Raw genomic sequence first — 16,405 nt, 5'->3', positions numbered from 1 at the left:
TCAGCGTGCCTTCCGGATGCGGATCGGCCCCTTGGCGGTCGACGGGTCGACGACCTGTCCGCGCTGGGTGATCTCGACCTCGCCGATCGCGACCAGGCGTCGCGCCGCGCGACGGGCGGGTTCCATGAGGTCGCGCCAGTCCTCGCCTCCGACGGCCCGCGCCGCCTCGGACGGGCAGATCGTCGCCGACGCTGCGCGCGCGTCGAGCAACTCCCGGATCGAGGCCGTGAGCTTCTCGTCGACAGGACGGATGCCGCGCTTCCGACACGCGCCCGAGCAGTACTTCACGTCGGCCCAGTTCTTCTCCCACTTCTTGCGCCACTGGATCTCGCGTCCGCACGAGGCGCACGTCTTGGGTGCAGGGATGGAAGCCATGCGGCGACGCTACGTCGAGCGGCCGACACGGGCGAAGGGGTTGCGGATGCCGGCGGGCGCCGCTCAGTGCCCGATCGGGCCCTGCAGGTCGACCATGACCTGGATCGCCGAGATGGTCTGACGCTTCTTCAGCGTGTCCGCTGTACCCGGTCCGCCGAGGGACGGCAGCGGCACGAAGATGAAGGATTCGTCGAACGCCGGCGCCCCCTCCTGCGCGACCGCTTCGGGGAACACGTCCCAGTGGAACTCGTCCGCGAGGTGCTCCGCGCCGTCGAGACGCAACAGTCCGAAGAACGTCCTCGGACTCCCGAGGCCGGTGCCGTCGTTCCTGCGGAACATCAGCGCGACGAGGCCTCCAATGCTCGGCTCCCATGTGATCAGGTCGCCGAGCGCCGTCACCATGACAGGAATCGCGATGCCGTCGCCCTGCGTCTTGCCGATCCGGTCGCCGAGCTCCTCCTCGTACACCCTTGGGTTGATCACCCGGAGAAAGCCGTCGCCGAACGTCCCGTAGCCGTAGGTCTCCCAGAGCTCCACGATCTCCGCCGGAACTCGGTCGCGGTACGCCGCGATGACCTCCGGCTCGACGGGCGCATGCGGGACGAAGTCGGCGAGCTCGATCATGCGCCCAATGTAACCGTCATGCTTCGGGCTGACACCGCGGACACCACCACGTGCGGCGACGCTCGGGGTCGTTCGCGACCTCGTCCCGCACGAGGATCCGGGTGCCGCACCGCAGGCATGGGCGCCCGGCGCGACCGACGACCCAGTGGGACTCGCCCTTCCGCGTCGAGCCTGTGGTCACCTGGTACATGCCCGGCACAGTGGCGGAGATCCGCAGCATCCTGGCTGCCCGCTCGACGAGCGACCCGAGGTCCGCCGAGGCGATCGGCGCGAATGGGTGCACGCCGGAGAGGAACGCGGTCTCGTTGACCCACAGATTCCCGAGCCCGGCGATGTTCCGCTGGTCGAGCAGCGCCGCGACGAGGGGGCGCTCGGGCCGCCCCGACAGACGGCGGACGGCCTCGGCGGCATCCCAGTCCTCGCGCAGCGGATCGGGACCGAGATACGCCAGCAGCGCACCCTCGTCAGCCGTGGCGATGAGTTCGACGACCGGCAGGTCGATGCCCCACAGCGTCGACCCGTCGTCGAGCCGCATCCGCACGCGCACCCGGTGATCCTCGCGGGACGGGATGCGGCGCCCCGGCCTTGTCACCGTCCAACTCCCCTGCATCCGCAGGTGCGTGTGCAGCGTCTGCCCGCTGTCGAAGCGGGTCAGCAGGTGCTTGCCGTGCGTGTCGTACGAGGCGATCCGCGCTCCGGCGAGCGGGGTGCCCGCCGCCGCGCCGGAACGCAGCTCCCCCGCGACGACGACGTGACCGACGGATGCCGCGGCCAGCCGCTGCCGCAACCGGTACACGCTGTCACCCTCGGGCATCCGTCCTCCTCCCGCGCGCCGAATCTCCGCCTATCGTCCTGCATTCCGGCACGGCTGGTTGCGTGAGCGCCCCACCGGAGGGGGAACGACAACGGACCGTTCTCCGGAGGATCGAGGCACAAGAGCGCTGCGCCGGCCGTGAAGCCCCATCGATCCGGAGAACGGAACCTCGCCAGACGCTGCCTCGACGACGTGGAGGGGTCAGCCCCCGGCGCGCAACCAGACCGTCGTTGCGCCGGGCAGCCGACCGCCGTCCAAGTCTGCGCTCGCGAGCAGCACCTCACCCGCGGGCAGATCGGCCGGCTCATCACCGAAGTTCGTGACCACGGTCCACCCGTTCGGCCGGATGAAGGCGAGCACGTCACCGCGCCCGGTGTCGACCCACGTCAGCTCCTCGGCCGTCTGCAACTCATGACGCAGGTACAGCGCACGGCGGTAGAGATTCAGCGTCGAAGAGGGGTCGCCCTCCTGGGCCTCGACCGACAACCCGCCGAACCACTCCGGCTGCGGCAGATGTGATCCGTCTGCGCCGAAGCCGAACGACGTCCCCGACTCTGTCCAAGGGATCGGCACGCGGCATCCGTCCCGGCCGATGTCCTCGCCGGGACTGCGGAAGAAGGTCGGGTCCTGTCGGTCCGCGTCGGGGATGTCCCCGACCTCCTGCAGACCGAGCTCCTCGCCCTGGTAGATGTACGCCGATCCCGGCAGACCGAGGACGAACAGGCTCGCGGCGCGCGCCCGGCGGAGCCCTGCCTCGGCATCGACGGTCGACGCGGCGCCACCCGAGAGCAGCCACTCGTTGCCGTGCTTGCGCGAGGGGCGACCCGAGGCATCCCGATCCGGATGCGGCAGCCCATACCGCGTCGCATGCCGGACGACGTCGTGGTTCGACAGCACCCACGTCGTCGACGACCCCGACGAGGCGGCGAGCGCGAGGTTGTCGGCGACGATCCGCCGGAACTGGGTCGCGTCGAAGTCCGCCTCGAGCAGGTCGAAGTTGAACGCCTGGCCCAGGCTCTCGGCGCTCGCGTAAAGCGGGATGCGCGACGGGGCGACCCACGCCTCGGCGACAGCGGTGCGCGGCGGATCGTAGGAGTTGAACACCGCCCGCCACTCGGCGTACACCTCGTGCACGTCGTCACGGTCGATCATCGGATGCTGCCCGTCGTGCGGCATCGCATCGAGCTCCGCCTGCGTGGGCAGCTCATCCGGGAGGTCCTTCGTCAGCATGTGGGCGACGTCGATGCGGAATCCGTCCACACCCCGGTCGGACCAGAACCGTAGTGTGTGAACGAAGTCGGCGCGCACCTCGGGGTTCGACCAATCGAGGTCGGGTTGCTCGACCGCGAAGTTGTGGAAGTACCACTGGCCGTCGCCGACGGGCTCCCACGCCGGGCCGCCGAAGACGGACTGCCAGTCCGCGGGCGGTTCCTCGCCCTTCTCCCCCTTGCCGTCGCGGAAGATGTAGCGCGCCCGCGCGGCCGACCCGCGCGGCGAGGCGAGCGCCTCTTGGAACCACGCGTGCCGATCGGAGGTGTGGTTCGGGACGATGTCGATGACGACCTTGATGCCCACGTCGTGCAGGGCGGCGATCATCGCGTCCGCGTCGTCGAGGGTTCCCAGCCGCGGGTCGACGTCGCGGTAGTCGGCGACGTCGTAGCCGCCGTCCGCGAGGTCGGACGGATAGAACGGGCTGAGCCAGACGGCATCCACCCCCAGTTCCTTCAGATAGGGCACCCGGGAACGGATGCCGCGCAGGTCGCCGATGCCGTCACCGTCGGCATCCGCGAAGCTGCGGGGATACACCTGGTAGACGACCGCCTGTCGCCACCATTCGGGGGTCACGATCTCATCGGCGGTCTCGGGTGCGGTCTGCACGTCGGAGGTCACGGTGTCCTTTCGGGGGTTCGGTGGTCGATCAGCCCTTGACGGCACCCTGGGTCACGCCCTCCATCACCCAGCGCTGGGTGAAGAGGTACGCAAGGATGGCGGGGGCCATGGCCATGAGGTACGACGCGAAGGCGACGTTGTAGTTGTTGCTGAACTGCGTCTGGAAGAGGTTCTGTCGCACGGGCAGGGTCTGCATCGACGGATCGGAGATGATCAGCGACGGCAGCATGAAGTCGTTCCACGCGTAGAGGAAGGCGAAGATGCCGACCGTCGCACTCATGGGGGCGAGCAGCGGGAAGATCAGCTTCCAGAACGTCTGCCACGTCGACGCGCCGTCGATCCGGGCGCTCTCCTCGAGCTCGATCGGGATCGACCGCAGGAACGCGGTGAACAGCAGCACGCTGAAGCTCAACTGGAACATCGTCGCCAGCAGGATGACCCCGAAGGGGTTGTCGAGCCCCAGTCGGCCGGTGAGCTGGATCTGCGGCAGCGCGACGACGGGGAACGGGATGAACATCGCCGCGAGCAGGTAGAAGAACGAGTAGCGGAAAAGCTTCCGGTCCCAGTTGCGGACGATCGCGTACGACGCGAAGGCGGCCAGGATGATCGTCGCGATCACGGTGCCGGCCGTCACGAAGAACGAGATCGCGGCTCCGGTGGGGAACTGCGTGAGATTCCACGCCTGGACGAAGCCGTCGAAGCTGATCGGCGCCGGGAGCGAGAACGCGTTGCCGTCGACGGCCTGCCCCGTCGTCTTCAGCGACATCGAAATGGTGACGTACAACGGCAGGAGCACCGTGATGGAGCAGAGGAACAGGATGACGGTGCCCGACCAGTTGGGGCGCTCGGCGCCCGTCTTGCGCCGGCGACGCGGGGGTTCGGTCGGGCGGTCGGGAGCGGTGACGGCGTCGGCCTGTTCGAAGGCGAGCGCGGGCTGCGAGGTGGACATCAGACCTTGTTCCTTCCCCGCGTGAGCGAGAGCTGGAGGAGAGAGATGAGGACGGCGACGATGAAGAAGATCGTCGCGTTGGCCATCTGGTAGGCGTAGTCGCCGCCGTTGAAGCCCGCGATGATCGTCATCGCGACGCTGCGGGTCGCCGTGCCGGGACCGCCGCCGGTGAGGCCGACGATGATGTCGTACGCGTTCAGGAAGCCCTTGAAGCCGAGGATCACGTTGATCACTACATAGCCCGCGACCAACGGCAGGGTGATCCGGAACAGCTGCTGCCGCTTCGATGCGCCGTCGATGTCGGCCGCCTCGTACACGTCGCCCGGCACCGAGAGGAGTCCGGCGATGTAAATGAGGAGCGTTCCCGGGACGGCCTGCCACGCGGTCACGATGACGATCGCCACCCAGGCGAGGTCCGGATTGGCGAGCAGGCTCTCCTGCAGCCACGGGATGCCCAGGGTCGACCCCGCGGACGGCAACGAGTTGGAGAACAGGAAGTTGAAGACGTAGGCGATGATGATGCCCGAGATGACCATCGGGATCACGAAGATCGTCCGGAGGCCTGTCTTGAAGCGGATGCGGGAGGTCAGCCCCACGGCCAGCAGGAAGGCCGCGATGTTCACGACGATGACGGTCGCAATCGCGAAGCCCGCCGTGAACAGGTAGCTCTGCAGGATCGCCGGGTCGCTGAAGAGGGCGATGTAGTTCGTGAACCCGATGAAGTTCCACTCCCCCAGCCCGATCGAGTCGGTCAGGCTGAAGAAGATGCCGATGAGACCCGGGACGGTGATCGCGAGGGTGAACAGCAGCACCGTCGGCAGCAGGAACAGGTAGTAGATCGGCTCGACGCGCTTCGAACTGCGCCTCGCCTTCCGGTCGCCCTGGGTCACGAGGGTCGTCGTCGACCCGGTGGTGGTGGTCATCGCGCTGCCTCCTCGGCCTCGTCGGTGAGGACGGGCTGACGGAACGCGAGTCGCGACCAGTCGCTGTCCATGGTGGCGAACGTGCGCGCGGGGTCCTGGCCGAACAGCATGGCCTGCGCGTAGGCGAACACCGGGATCGTCTTCGGGACGAGGACCGACGGCCCCTGATAGATCCGACCCTCGTCGTAGTAGGACTGCATGCCCTCGATGCGCGGATCCTGCGGCGGAGCGGCATCCGTCGTCGGCGCGAAGCCGAGCTGCGACTCGTTGTAGGCCTCGATGATGTCGGGCTGGTACAGGTACTCGAGGAAGTCCCGGGCGGCATCCTTCTTCGTGGACGCGTCGGGGATCATGGCCGCGAGGTCCATGTTGACGCGGATCGCGAGGTCGTCGGGGTCGTCCGTCATGGGAAGCGGGAACGTGCCGAGCGGGGCGTCGGGAGCGGTCTTCGCGATCTCGCTGAACGCCCAGGGGCCCTGCAGGTACATCGCCGCCTCACCCTCACCGAACGCGAGGTTGCCGTCGCCGTAGGCCCGACTGTCGGCATCCTCGTTCGTGTACTCGGTCGCGAGCTGCAGCACCTTCTCGACCGGCTCGGTGAAGGTCTTCTCGAACGAGACCTCCGACGAACCGTCGACCTCGGCGCCCTCTGCGGCGAGACGCTCGAAGAAGTCGATCACGTCGACCGATCCGCCGATCGCGTAGTCGTACCAGCCCTGCGCCACGGTCCAGTCGTCCTTGAACGTGCCGTAGAACGGCGTGACCCCGGCTTCTTCGAGCGCGTCGCAGACGGCGATGAGCTCATCCCAGGTCGTCGGCACCTCGAGGCCGTTGTCCTCGAAGATCTGCGTGTTGTAGATGACCGACGACGCCATCACCGAGTACGGCAGCGCGCTGGTGCGACCCTCGCACGTCCCGTACTGCTCCATCAGCGGCTGCAAGTCCTCGCGCACCGTGCCGGCGGCGTCCGTCCCGCTGAGGTCGCTGAGGGCGCAGCGCTGCACGAAGCGGGCGACCTCGTAGTTGTAGTTCGCGAGCATGATGTCGGGCGGGTTGCCGCGGACGAAGCTGGCGGAGACCACGTCGACGCCCGAGGTGTCCATCTCGACGGTGACCCGCTCCTGCGACGCGTTGTACTTCTGCACCACGTCCTGCATGAACGGCAGTGCCTCGCGCTTGCTGAACGTGAAGCGCAAGGTCTCGCGGCCGTCGGACGAGCATCCGGCGAGCAACGCGCCGCCCAGCGCGGTGACGGCGAGTGCGGCGGCGATCCGCCGCATCCGGGAAGAGGTCGATGACATGTGTATCCGATCGCGTCGTTGCGGACGAAAGTTCCCTCACCGTTCGACCCAGCGACTATATTTAGTCGCCAAATCAATACGATGCAGGCAATATTGCAGGGCAGATCCCGAAAGGTCAAGACCCCGATGTCGACACTCGTCTCCCCCCCGACTCGCCCGGCGAGTCAGGACGCCGTGCTCGCCTTCGCGTGGGAGACACTCGAGTTCACTGCCACCGACGCGATGGAGTCCACGGGGTTGACGCGGTCGACGACGATCGAAGCGACCGCGGCCCTCGTCGCTCGGGGGCTGCTCACCGAACTGCCGAATGCGCGCCTGGCCGGGGATTACCGCAAGGGCCGCCCGGCGCGCCGATTCGCGCTGCGCGGCGACGCCGCCGTCGTCGTCGGTATCGACGCTGGCCACGAGCACGTGTCGGTGTCCATCGCGGACCTGCGCGGACAGCCGATGGCGGATGCCGATGCGCGCCTCGTCCTGGATCGTGACGACGCGGCGGGACGCGCTCGCGTCGTCAGCGACACCGTCGACCGTGCCCTGGCCGCAGCGGGTCGGTCACGCGCGGACGTCCTCGCCGTGTGCGCCGGCGTGCCCGCGCCGGTCGACCGCACGGGCCGGTCGCCGCGGCATCCCACCCGCTTCTGGGAGCGGATGAACCCCGACCTCGTCGACGTCCTCTCGTGGGCGCCGATCGTGCGGATCGAGAACGACGCGTCGCTGGCGGCCGTCGCGGAGGGGTCGGTCGGGGCGGCGAGAGGATGCCGGGACTACATCGCCCTGCTGGCCGGATCCCGCCTGGGTGCCGGAGTCGTCGTCGACGGGCATCTGTTGCGCGGCCATCACGGCGGGGTCGGCGAGATGGTCGCGTTCGACCACGTCGACGGCGTACGCGGCGCCGAGGGTCTCGGCTCGCGGGTGGCGTCGTGGGCCGCCGAGTTCGCGGAGTCGGGCGAGGCGACTGCAGGGTTCCGGGATGTCGCGCCCGAGGATCTCGACGCCCGGACGGTCCTCTCGATGGCCGCCCGCGGGGACGCCGATGCGCTGCGGATCGTCGACCGCGTCGGCCTCGCGCTCGCGCGCATCGTGAGCGTCCTCGGGAGCATGTTCGACCCCGAGCGGGTCGTCGTCTCGGGCGCCATCGCCGACGGTGTGGACGAGGTCGTCGCCGCCGCGCGTCGATCTCTACCGACCGATCTCGACCTGCCGGCGCCCGAACTGGTCGCCTCGACGCTGAGCGGCGACGTCGTCGTGACGGGGGCGGTCGCCGCCGCCGTGGCATCGGCGCGCGAGCGAGCGCTCGACGTGTGGCAGGGCTGAGTCAGCGCACCTCGCGGCGCGGGTCCTGACGGGAGCGGGAGTACGCCCGCCACAGGATGCGGGCGTGCCGTTCCTTCGCGCGTTCGACGCCCGCCTCGTCGCGACGTGCGGCGGACCACCACTCGGCGGCGCGTTCGCGCAGCGCGCTCCACACGATGCTGATCCCGGCGTGCGGCGGCGGAGGAACGGCGGCCTTCTCGGCCGGCATCCGCCCCTTCGGCGGCAGGGAATCGTTCGCGTGCTTCACGATGAGCTCGGACGCGCCGACAGCGTGCGCGTTGATGATCGAGTGCGCCGCGCCGCGGATCTCCCAGCGACGGGCGTTCCCCGCCGCCGCGACCAGCCGGGAGTGGAACCGGCGCGGCGACGTCGCGTCGTACTCGCCGCGGATGAACAGGACGGATGCCTCGACCCGCGGCATCCGCTCGATCAGCCGGTACCGCAGCATGTGCGGAAGCACCCGCACGAAGTAGACGAACCCGCAGAGGACGTAGGCGGAGAGCGCCGTCATCGCGAGGTGGAAGGTCTCACGGGTCGCGGACTGCGCGAAGCGGAGCGCGACGATCGGGAGCGACGACTCCTGGTCGTTCACGACGGGGCTGACGAGCACCGCGTGCCGCAGCTGCGGCCGCCGGATCAGCACCTCGGTGACGACCTGCGTCCCCATCGAGTGGCCGATGACCACCGGATCCTCGAGACCGTAGTGGTCGAGGACCTCCTCCACGCGATCTGCGAAGAACTCCGCGGTGGGCTGGTCACCGGGCCGCGGCATCCCCGCGAACCCGGGCAGGTCGAGCGCGAACACGTCGCCGTGCTCGGCGAGCGAGGGCGCGAGGAACTCGAAGTACGTCGCCGCGACGCCGACGCCGGCCACGAGGACGAACGGGCGCCCGCCGTCGCCGGCCGTGGTCTCGACCCGCGTCACCCGCGTGCGATGGGTGCCGTGGCCGACGTGTTCGACGTCGACGTCGGGGGCATCGTCGGTCGCAGGCATGCACCCAGGATGCCAGGTCCGCCCCCGCCCGCTAGCGCAGCCCGACCGCCTGACACAAGCGGTGGGAACCGTCCGAGCCCCTTCCTACGCTGGCGCCATGCTGCGACACCTCGTCATCGTGCTGGGCGATCAGCTCGATCACGAATCGAGCGCATTCGACGACTTCGACCCCGATCGGGACGCCGTCTGGATGGCCGAGGTCGCGGGCGAATCCGAGCACGTCTGGAGCACGAAGCAGCGCACCGCCGTCTTCCTCGCCTCGATGCGGCACTTCGCCGCGGAGGTGACGGATGCCGGGCGTCCCCTCCACTACGCGAAGCTCGACGCCCGTTCGACGAAGGACTCGCTGGCCGACCAGCTCGCGGCCGACGTGACGACGCTGAAGCCCGAGGGACTCGTCGTGACGGAGCCCGGCGAGTGGCGGGTGCGCGAAGCGCTGCGCGACGTGGCCGAGCACAGCGGCATCCCGTTGGACATCCGTGAGGACCGCCACTTCTTCAGCACCGTCGCCGAGTTCGCCGCGCACGCCGAGGGCCGGAAGTCGCTGCGGATGGAGTACTTCTACCGCGAGATGCGCAAGAAGCACGACGTGCTGATGACGACCCGCGGGCAGCCGGTCGGCGGATCATGGAACTACGACGCCGACAACCGCAAGGCGTTCCCGAAGCAGGGACCCGGGCTGGTTCCCCCGCGCGCTCGGTTCGACCCCGACGAGACCACCCGCGAGGTCATCGCCCTCGTCGAGAACAGGTTCGCCGACCACCCCGGCTCGCTCGACTCGTTCGGGTGGCCCGTCACCCGCGCGCAGGCGCTCGAGGCCCTCGACCTGTTCATCGAGGAACGTCTGCCCGGGTTCGGCGAGACGCAGGATGCGATGTGGCCGGGCGAGCCGTGGCTCTGGCACGCGCACCTGTCGTCGTCGATGAACCTGAAGATGCTGACTCCGCGCGAGGTCGTGGCCGCGGCGGAGGCGGCCTACCGCGACAAGAAGGCGCCGTTGCCTGCCGTCGAGGGCTTCATCCGACAGATCCTCGGGTGGCGCGAATACGTCCGCGGCATCTATTGGACGCAGATGCCCGGGTATCTCGAGCGGAACGCGTTCGAGGCGTTCGAACCGTTCCCCGACTTCTACTGGACCGGCGACACGGCGATGGCGTGCCTGCAGGACGCGATCGGCACGACGCTCGAGAACGGGTACGCGCACCACATCCAGCGGCTCATGGTCACCGGGCTGTACGCGATGCTGCTCGGCGTCGATCCGAAGGAGGTCCACGCCTGGTACCTCGCGGTCTACGTCGACGCGGTCGAGTGGGCGGAACTTCCGAACACGCTCGGGATGAGCCAATACGCCGACGGCGGGTTGATGGGCAGCAAACCGTATGCCGCTACCGGCAAGTACATCGACCGCATGAGCCCCTACTGCAAGACGTGCCCGTTCGACCCTGCCAAGCGGGTAGGCGACGACGCGTGCCCCTTCACCACCCTGTACTGGGACTACCTCATCCGGCACGAGGAGCCCCTCGCCGCCAATCACCGCATGTCACTGCAGGTGAAGAACGTGTCGCGCCTCGACGACGACGAGATCGCCGGCATCCGTGAGCGCGCCGACGCGATCCGGCGCGGCGACATCGCGGTTCCCCACACCTGAGCAAGGAGAGCATCATGACCTCGACCGACATCGCCCTCGTGACCGGCGCCCGTGGTGGGGTCGGAAGCGCCCTCGTCGCACGGCTGCGGGCGCGCGGTCTGCGCGTCGCCGCCGTGGGGCGGGATGCCGCATCCCTCGCCTCCGTCGATGCGGACGCGCACATCGAAGCCGACGTGACGACGCCCGAGGGTGCCGCCGCGGCGCTCGAGGGCTGCCGGTCCGAGCTGGGTGACGCACCGGCGTGGCTCGCGCACGCGGTCGGTAGCACGCTCATCACCCCGCTGCATCGGACGAAGGCCGACGCCGCGCGCGACATCCTGCGCGTCAACCTCGAGAGCAGCATCTGGATCCTGCAGGCCTGGCTCGAGGCGACGGGCAAGCAGCCCGGCGCCGCCGTCTTCGCGAGCTCCGTCGTCGCCCGCATCGGCGTCGCCAACCACGAGGCGATCGCCGCCGCGAAGGGAGGCGTCGAGGCGCTCGTGCGCAGTGCCGCCGCCACGTATGCCGCGCGCGGCATCCGTGTGAACGCGGTCGCTCCCGGTATGACGGACACCCCGATGACGGCCGGGATGCTGAGCGTTCCGATGCAGCGCGAGGGTGCCGAGAAGCAGTACCCGCTCGGCGGCGTGCAGACGGCCGACGACGTCGCCGCGGTCATGGACTGGCTGCTGTCGACGGATGCCGGGCGCATCACCGGGCAGGTGATCCCGGTCGACGGCGGCTTCACGACGGTGCGTCCGCTCGTGAGGTGACGCGTCAGCTGTCGCGGGTGACGACGTACACGTCGTCCTTCTGCGCGACGGCGGCAGTCGCCGTGTCAGTCTTCTCGTAGACCGGCCACGCGCCCTCGGTGGAGCACAGGTCGACGCGGTCGCGGGGGAACTCGGCCGAATCGACGCCGTCCGCCGTCACGACGACGAGGGCCTGCGCGTCGTCACGCTTCGAGAGATCCGGGAGGGTCGTGGTCGCGACGCCCAGGCGCACGGCGACGTCCGCCGCGCTCTCGTAGGGGCAGACGACCGTGAACCGCGTCGCGTCGTCGGGGGCGAGGTCGGCGACAGGGATCGTCGACCCTTCGCTGACGGTCTTCACAACGTGGTTCTCGACGTCACCGTCGACCGGCGAGCAGGCCGTCATGACGCCGGCGGCGACGAGAACAAAGGACAGGGCGGCGAGTGTGCGCTTCATGCTCCATGTCTACGCAGGCGTCGAGCGCTGGGCGTCGGCCCGGAGAGGCATCCGTGTCAGCCGGAAGGATGACGTTCGGTCAGGCGCTCTCAAGCATCCGCTTCGCGCTGCCCAGCGACGTCGACAGCGACGAGCGGATCGAGTCGGCGATCATGGGTTCGGCCAGACGCATGATGCCGGTCGGTTCCGCGTCGATGCGCACGGCGACGACCGTTGCGCCGTTCGCGTCAGCGAACTGCAGGTCCGAGGACGTCGCCATGATGCCGCTCGTGCTGGTGACCGCCATCCGCACGCCAGGGTCGTAGGCCGTGACGCGCCAGTCGAACTCGACCTCGCGGCCGACCGCCCGCATCCGCGTGTGCATCGTCGACCCGACACCGACGGGCCGCGGTGACGTCAGTTCCTCGGAGATGACCGACTCGTCCCACCGGGCGCGGCCCTCGGTGAAGAAGCCGAACACCTCGGTCACCGGGCGGTCGATGGTGACGGACTCGGTGACGGTGAACATGTCCTCACCCTAGGTGCCGGGTGCGGCGCGAGATCCGCCTCCCACCAATCGACGCCGAAATCAAGCGGTTGAGTGGAATCGGCGCGAGTCGGATTCTGGGATCCCCACGAACTGAGGAGTGTGCCATGGGTCTCGACGACAAGATCAAGAACGCCGCGCAGGACATCGCCGGAAAGGCGAAGGAAGCCCTGGGTGAGCACCGCAATGACGAGGACCTTCGCCGCGAGGGCGAAGCCGACCAGCGCGAAGCGAACCTCAAGAAGGCCGGCGAGAACGTCAAGGACGTGTTCAAGTAAGCCAGCCCGAGAACAAGGTGAAGGGCCCCGCCGGTCAGCCGGTGGGGCCCTCCTCCGTGTGAGGCGCCGTCAGGAAACCGTTCCGGCGTGACGAGCGCTCGCCACCGTCCGTGGCGCCGCGTCGTCATGCCAGCGGAACAGCCGGACGAGCGAGGACAGACCCGGGATCCGCAGGGCGAGCAGATAGACGGCGTAGCCGACGACGCCGCCCACGGTGTTCCACATCAGGTCGTTGACGTCGGCGATGTGACCGCCCGCGAAGAAGGCCTGCGCGGCCAGCTGCGCGAGCTCGATCCCCAGACTGACCGAGACGGCGGTCAGCACGACCTTCACCCACGACGGGCGACGCATGAGGAGCGGGATCAGGATTCCCAGCGGCACGAAGACCGCGATGTTCATGAGCGCGTCGTCGACCTCGTAGTCGTAGAACGGGACGAGTGCGAGCTTCGGCGTCCACGGCTGACCGCTGTCGACGGGAGACAGGTAGATCGGGAAGATCGTGTTGGCGAAGATCCCGGCGGCGTAGACGGCGGCGACGGCGGCCGTCACGGCCCGAGCCCACGTGAGCTTCTTGCGGCGCGCCAGCACGGCGATCAACAGGACGAACAACGCGATGCCCAGCGGGATCGCTACAGGCAGGACGGAGACCTCGCCGAAAGGGTTTGTGGACACTCCGGGACCCTATCCGAGGCGGCCGGCTCGGGCTGACCGGCGTGCTGAGCGTGCGGCCGTGCACGGATGCAATGGATGCCGCGCGACACGCCGCGCCCCGGCATCCATCACCGGCGTGCCGCCCCTGCACTATTACATCCGTCACCGGCGGGGCCGGAAGATCACCTCGACAGGCTGGCTTCGCGGGCTTCCGACCATGACCCCGAATGCCGCCTACTTGTACGTTGGTCAGGTGTCGCCACGCATCAGGTTCGCAACCACGGCGGACGCGACCTCGATCGAACGGATCGAGAACGACGCGGACCGTCTCCTGATCGACCGGCTCGAACCCGATGCATGGTCGCAGGCGCCCCCGAGTGCGGAGCGCATCACGGACCTGGGGTTCGTTCTCGTCGCGGAGGTCGACGAGGACGTCGTGGGCTTCGTGCACGTTCTGGAGATCGACGACGCGTGCCACCTGGAGCAGCTCTCCGTCAGTCCGGCGTTCGCGCGGCGGGGCCTGGGCCGGGCCCTGACGGAGGCCGCGAAGCGTCACGCCGGTGAACGCGGGCATTCGCGGATCACGCTCCGGACGTTTGCGGACGTGCCGTGGAACGCACCGTTCTACGCGACGGTGGGCTTCGCCGAGGAGGAGCCCTCGACCGCGTTCCACCGCTCCCTCGTCGAGGTCGAGGCACGCCTCGGACTCGACCGCTACGGGCGGCGCGTGCAGATGGGCGCGACACTCCGACCCGCCAGCGCCGTGCATTGAGCGGACGCCGCCGCCTAGGTCGACAAGGTGTGCGTCGTCCGAACCTGCGCACCAGCGATGACAAGACCCAGCGCACACTACAGTTGCCCTCCATGCGACCCTCTGAACCTGACCAACAGGTCATCGCCGCGGCTGAGGCCCGTGCCCGCACGCTGGGGGAGAACGCGAACCACACCGTCGCCGCCGCCGTGATCGACATCGACGGTCGCGTCCACGAGGCCGTGAACGTCTTCCACTTCACCGGCGGGCCCTGCGCAGAGTTGGTCGCTCTCGGCGTCGCGGCGACCGCTGGGGCACCGCGACTCCTCGCCATCGCTGCGGCCGGCGACGGTGGGCGCGGCCTGATCCCACCATGCGGCCGGTGCCGTCAGGTCCTGCTCGACCAGCACCCGGACATCCTGGTCGCCATCCCCACTGCCGACGGTCCCGTGATACGGCCGGTCGGCGAACTGCTCCCGGATGCTTACTTCCGCTGACCGCGCATCACCCGCCCACCCGCGCGGATAGGGTCGCACCATGCGCAACGCGGGCCCGCCGGGATCGTCCGGCGAAGGCCGAACCGAGGTCCTGCGCATCCCGGCATTCCGGCTCTTCTGGACGGCGACGACCATCCGCGGGTTCGGGTCGGCCATCGCGAACGTCGCGTTCCAAGTGCTCATCGTCACGGTGGTCGCGGCGACGCCGGCGCAGATCGGCATCCTGAACGCGATCCTCGTCGGCCGCAGCCTGACGGTCGTGCCGTGGCTGCTCCTGGCGGTCGTCCCTCTCAGCAGCGCGACGACCATCACGGTGCTCCTCGTGATCGTGTCGATCGCGCAGTTCCTCTTCGGCCTGGCGATGGGCATCGAGGATGCGAACGACATCTCGTATCGCCAGGCGATCGCGCCCGATGCGATCCAGGGCCGCATGAACGCGACGATCCGCACGACGAACCGCATCGTCTTCTTCTTCGGTGCCCTCGGCGCCGGGGTGCTCGCCACCTGGCTCGGGTACGCGGCCAGCCTCGGCGTCGCGGCCGCGGTCTTCGCCGTCGCTGCGTTGGTGATCGTGTTCTAGCCGCTGCGGAACGCGCGCCACGGCGAGGCCGGGGTCTAGCCGGCGGATTCTCCCGCGTCCAGGTCGCGCAGATAGGCGGCGTTGCCGCGGATCGCCGGCTTGTAGCGCTCGAGCTCGGGGAGAGTCGACGTAGCTGGCGATCACATCGAGGAGCGATCCGAGCGCGGCGTGGACGTGTCCCGCCGCGTGCAGCGTGATCGCCTCGAAGACGGCGAGGGATGCGACATCCGGAAACTCGTCCCGTGCCGCGGCGAAAAGCGCGATCGACTCATCGAGCCGACCGAGGTTGCGCAGCGTGCTGCCGTACTGCAGGAGGCAACGGCGACGAACATCTCCCTCGAGGCCAGCCGCGAGAGCCTGTGCGTAGAGCTCGGCAGCCGCTTGTTCCTGACCGGCCGTGTCGTGCGCGCCCGCGTACTCGTAGAGCACCCGCGCGTCCGTCGGATGGTCGTCGTGGATGACTTTCAGAGCCGCCAGTGTCGGCGCCATGTCGTCGCGATCGCGTGCGGCCAGCAGTCGATCGAGCTCGGCGTATACGGCGTCAGTCATGATCCGATCGTGTCACGGTGCCGAGGGCGCGTTCGAAGAACACGAGGTCCCCACGTCGGCCGACCTCGTGAAGCCCTGCTTTCTCGAGCACCCGGCGGGATGCCGCGTTCGTGCGTTCGGTGTCAGCCTTCGCGCGAAGCGCACCCCACTGCCCGGCGTGATGCAGGGCGAGCATGACCGCGGCCGATGCGAGCCCATACCCTCGTGCCGCGGGTATCAGGCCGTAGCCGAATTCGACCGCGCCGCTCGCATCGGGCGGCCCGAAGAACCCGAATCCGCCGACGGCGGCGCGGTCATCAGGGCGTCGGATCGCGTAAATCGTGAACGGAGTCTCCGACAGTTCCGAGGCCGCCAGCGCGGCCAACGGGTCGAGTTCGTCGACGAACGGGTAGTCGGGATGCCAGTCGTCACCCGGTTGCTCGGTGCGATCGATGATCCGGCGGGCGATGTCAGGAGTGATTGGGGTGAGGAGGACGTGGCTGTTCGCGAGCATCGGCTCCATCATCGCTTGCACCTCCACGCGCTTCGGCGTGCGCCGATGCAAGAGATCCGA

General features: G+C 69.0%; 19 protein-coding genes and 1 pseudogene. 7 read left to right on the top strand and 13 right to left on the bottom strand.

Features of this window, described 5'->3' with window-relative positions; genetic code table 11:
* The 7 genes from BBA86_RS13855 to BBA86_RS13825 form a co-directional block, all read right to left on the bottom strand.
* Positions 1–375 (bottom strand): DUF2256 and DUF3253 domain-containing protein, encoded by a 375-nt coding sequence (locus BBA86_RS13855; RefSeq protein ID WP_065572086.1) that lies wholly within the window; start codon positions 373–375, stop codon positions 1–3.
* Between the two features lie 63 nt (positions 376–438).
* On the bottom strand, positions 439–999 hold the full coding sequence (locus BBA86_RS13850; RefSeq protein ID WP_065572085.1) for a GAD-like domain-containing protein: 561 nt from the start codon (positions 997–999) through the stop codon (positions 439–441).
* A 16-nt stretch (positions 1,000–1,015) separates the two neighbouring features.
* Positions 1,016–1,813, bottom strand: coding sequence for an Fpg/Nei family DNA glycosylase (locus BBA86_RS13845; protein WP_065572084.1), 798 nt, complete (start codon positions 1,811–1,813; stop codon positions 1,016–1,018).
* 201 nt (positions 1,814–2,014) lie between these two features.
* Positions 2,015–3,703 (bottom strand): glycoside hydrolase family 13 protein, encoded by a 1,689-nt coding sequence (locus BBA86_RS13840; protein ID WP_065572083.1) that lies wholly within the window; start codon positions 3,701–3,703, stop codon positions 2,015–2,017.
* 28 nt (positions 3,704–3,731) lie between these two features.
* Positions 3,732–4,652 (bottom strand): carbohydrate ABC transporter permease, encoded by a 921-nt coding sequence (locus tag BBA86_RS13835; protein WP_065572082.1) that lies wholly within the window; start codon positions 4,650–4,652, stop codon positions 3,732–3,734.
* On the bottom strand, positions 4,652–5,575 hold the full coding sequence (locus BBA86_RS13830) for a carbohydrate ABC transporter permease (protein ID WP_065572081.1): 924 nt from the start codon (positions 5,573–5,575) through the stop codon (positions 4,652–4,654). The genes BBA86_RS13835 and BBA86_RS13830 overlap by 1 nt, the downstream gene beginning before the upstream one ends.
* Positions 5,572–6,876 carry an ABC transporter substrate-binding protein gene (locus BBA86_RS13825; RefSeq protein WP_065572080.1) on the bottom strand — a complete coding sequence of 435 codons (1,305 nt, stop codon included), beginning with the start codon at positions 6,874–6,876 and terminating at the stop codon, positions 5,572–5,574. The genes BBA86_RS13830 and BBA86_RS13825 overlap by 4 nt, the downstream gene beginning before the upstream one ends.
* A gap of 126 nt (positions 6,877–7,002) precedes the next feature.
* Between BBA86_RS13825 and BBA86_RS13820 the strand changes: the two genes are divergently transcribed.
* The gene (locus tag BBA86_RS13820) at positions 7,003–8,190 is read left to right on the top strand and encodes an ROK family protein (protein ID WP_065572079.1); all 1,188 of its coding nucleotides are present in this window, start codon (positions 7,003–7,005) and stop codon (positions 8,188–8,190) included.
* 1 nt (position 8,191) lies between these two features.
* Here BBA86_RS13820 and BBA86_RS13815 read toward each other — a convergent pair whose 3' ends face one another.
* The gene (locus BBA86_RS13815) at positions 8,192–9,184 is read right to left on the bottom strand and encodes an alpha/beta fold hydrolase (RefSeq protein ID WP_065572078.1); all 993 of its coding nucleotides are present in this window, start codon (positions 9,182–9,184) and stop codon (positions 8,192–8,194) included.
* Between the two features lie 97 nt (positions 9,185–9,281).
* Here BBA86_RS13815 and BBA86_RS13810 point away from each other — a divergent pair, with 97 nt between their 5' ends.
* Positions 9,282–10,832, top strand: coding sequence for a cryptochrome/photolyase family protein (locus BBA86_RS13810; protein ID WP_065572077.1), 1,551 nt, complete (start codon positions 9,282–9,284; stop codon positions 10,830–10,832).
* Between the two features lie 14 nt (positions 10,833–10,846).
* Entirely contained in the window at positions 10,847–11,584 is a 738-nt protein-coding gene (locus tag BBA86_RS13805; protein WP_065572076.1) for an SDR family NAD(P)-dependent oxidoreductase, read from the top strand.
* Between the two features lie 4 nt (positions 11,585–11,588).
* Here the strand turns inward: BBA86_RS13805 and BBA86_RS13800 are convergent, their stop codons facing one another.
* Together BBA86_RS13800 and BBA86_RS13795 are read right to left on the bottom strand one after the other, a co-directional pair.
* On the bottom strand, positions 11,589–12,020 hold the full coding sequence (locus tag BBA86_RS13800; protein ID WP_065572075.1) for a hypothetical protein: 432 nt from the start codon (positions 12,018–12,020) through the stop codon (positions 11,589–11,591).
* A 79-nt stretch (positions 12,021–12,099) separates the two neighbouring features.
* Positions 12,100–12,528: an SRPBCC family protein gene (locus BBA86_RS13795; RefSeq protein ID WP_065572074.1), complete on the bottom strand. Its 429-nt coding sequence runs from the start codon at positions 12,526–12,528 to the stop codon at positions 12,100–12,102.
* A gap of 125 nt (positions 12,529–12,653) precedes the next feature.
* Between BBA86_RS13795 and BBA86_RS13790 the strand changes: the two genes are divergently transcribed.
* Complete coding sequence (locus tag BBA86_RS13790; RefSeq protein WP_065572073.1) at positions 12,654–12,824, top strand: CsbD family protein; 171 nt, start codon at positions 12,654–12,656, stop codon at positions 12,822–12,824.
* 69 nt (positions 12,825–12,893) lie between these two features.
* Here BBA86_RS13790 and BBA86_RS13785 read toward each other — a convergent pair whose 3' ends face one another.
* Positions 12,894–13,496: a VanZ family protein gene (locus BBA86_RS13785; protein WP_065572072.1), complete on the bottom strand. Its 603-nt coding sequence runs from the start codon at positions 13,494–13,496 to the stop codon at positions 12,894–12,896.
* Positions 13,497–13,728: 232 nt separating this feature from the next.
* Between BBA86_RS13785 and BBA86_RS13780 the strand changes: the two genes are divergently transcribed.
* The 3 genes from BBA86_RS13780 to BBA86_RS13770 all read left to right on the top strand — a co-directional run bounded on the left by BBA86_RS13780 (position 13,729) and on the right by BBA86_RS13770 (position 15,303).
* On the top strand, positions 13,729–14,247 hold the full coding sequence (locus BBA86_RS13780) for a GNAT family N-acetyltransferase (protein ID WP_223247108.1): 519 nt from the start codon (positions 13,729–13,731) through the stop codon (positions 14,245–14,247).
* Between the two features lie 92 nt (positions 14,248–14,339).
* Positions 14,340–14,723 carry a cytidine deaminase family protein gene (locus BBA86_RS13775; protein ID WP_065572070.1) on the top strand — a complete coding sequence of 128 codons (384 nt, stop codon included), beginning with the start codon at positions 14,340–14,342 and terminating at the stop codon, positions 14,721–14,723.
* 40 nt (positions 14,724–14,763) lie between these two features.
* Positions 14,764–15,303 carry a hypothetical protein gene (locus BBA86_RS13770; protein WP_065572069.1) on the top strand — a complete coding sequence of 180 codons (540 nt, stop codon included), beginning with the start codon at positions 14,764–14,766 and terminating at the stop codon, positions 15,301–15,303.
* A gap of 186 nt (positions 15,304–15,489) precedes the next feature.
* Here the strand turns inward: BBA86_RS13770 and BBA86_RS14340 are convergent.
* Both BBA86_RS14340 and BBA86_RS13765 read right to left on the bottom strand, forming a co-directional pair.
* Positions 15,490–15,792: pseudogene (locus tag BBA86_RS14340) on the bottom strand (tetratricopeptide repeat protein); the annotation flags it as partial.
* 52 nt (positions 15,793–15,844) lie between these two features.
* Positions 15,845–16,357 (bottom strand): GNAT family N-acetyltransferase, encoded by a 513-nt coding sequence (locus BBA86_RS13765; RefSeq protein ID WP_065572330.1) that lies wholly within the window; start codon positions 16,355–16,357, stop codon positions 15,845–15,847.
* Between the last annotated feature and the right edge of the window lie 48 nt (positions 16,358–16,405).

Origin of the sequence: Microbacterium oleivorans, assembly GCF_001691565.1 — a bacterium.
Lineage (GTDB): Bacteria > Actinomycetota > Actinomycetes > Actinomycetales > Microbacteriaceae > Microbacterium > Microbacterium oleivorans_B.
The sequence above is the reverse complement of the archived record's forward strand: the minus strand, read 5'-3'. Positions and strand labels throughout refer to the sequence as shown.

What these genes read in the sequence shown, in the direction of transcription:
- BBA86_RS13855 (WP_065572086.1), bottom strand. Translation starts at nt 375, where the DNA reads ATGGCTTCCATCCCTGCACCCAAGACGTGCGCCTCGTGCGGACGCGAG.
- BBA86_RS13850 (WP_065572085.1), bottom strand. Translation starts at nt 999, where the DNA reads ATGATCGAGCTCGCCGACTTCGTCCCGCATGCGCCCGTCGAGCCGGAG.
- BBA86_RS13845 (WP_065572084.1), bottom strand. Translation starts at nt 1,813, where the DNA reads ATGCCCGAGGGTGACAGCGTGTACCGGTTGCGGCAGCGGCTGGCCGCG.
- BBA86_RS13835 (WP_065572082.1), bottom strand. Translation starts at nt 4,652, where the DNA reads ATGTCCACCTCGCAGCCCGCGCTCGCCTTCGAACAGGCCGACGCCGTC.
- BBA86_RS13830 (WP_065572081.1), bottom strand. Translation starts at nt 5,575, where the DNA reads ATGACCACCACCACCGGGTCGACGACGACCCTCGTGACCCAGGGCGAC.
- BBA86_RS13825 (WP_065572080.1), bottom strand. Translation starts at nt 6,876, where the DNA reads ATGTCATCGACCTCTTCCCGGATGCGGCGGATCGCCGCCGCACTCGCC.
- BBA86_RS13820 (WP_065572079.1), top strand. Translation starts at nt 7,003, where the DNA reads ATGTCGACACTCGTCTCCCCCCCGACTCGCCCGGCGAGTCAGGACGCC.
- BBA86_RS13815 (WP_065572078.1), bottom strand. Translation starts at nt 9,184, where the DNA reads ATGCCTGCGACCGACGATGCCCCCGACGTCGACGTCGAACACGTCGGC.
- BBA86_RS13810 (WP_065572077.1), top strand. Translation starts at nt 9,282, where the DNA reads ATGCTGCGACACCTCGTCATCGTGCTGGGCGATCAGCTCGATCACGAA.
- BBA86_RS13805 (WP_065572076.1), top strand. Translation starts at nt 10,847, where the DNA reads ATGACCTCGACCGACATCGCCCTCGTGACCGGCGCCCGTGGTGGGGTC.
- BBA86_RS13800 (WP_065572075.1), bottom strand. Translation starts at nt 12,020, where the DNA reads ATGAAGCGCACACTCGCCGCCCTGTCCTTTGTTCTCGTCGCCGCCGGC.
- BBA86_RS13795 (WP_065572074.1), bottom strand. Translation starts at nt 12,528, where the DNA reads ATGTTCACCGTCACCGAGTCCGTCACCATCGACCGCCCGGTGACCGAG.
- BBA86_RS13790 (WP_065572073.1), top strand. Translation starts at nt 12,654, where the DNA reads ATGGGTCTCGACGACAAGATCAAGAACGCCGCGCAGGACATCGCCGGA.
- BBA86_RS13775 (WP_065572070.1), top strand. Translation starts at nt 14,340, where the DNA reads ATGCGACCCTCTGAACCTGACCAACAGGTCATCGCCGCGGCTGAGGCC.
- BBA86_RS13770 (WP_065572069.1), top strand. Translation starts at nt 14,764, where the DNA reads ATGCGCAACGCGGGCCCGCCGGGATCGTCCGGCGAAGGCCGAACCGAG.
- BBA86_RS13765 (WP_065572330.1), bottom strand. Translation starts at nt 16,357, where the DNA reads ATGATGGAGCCGATGCTCGCGAACAGCCACGTCCTCCTCACCCCAATC.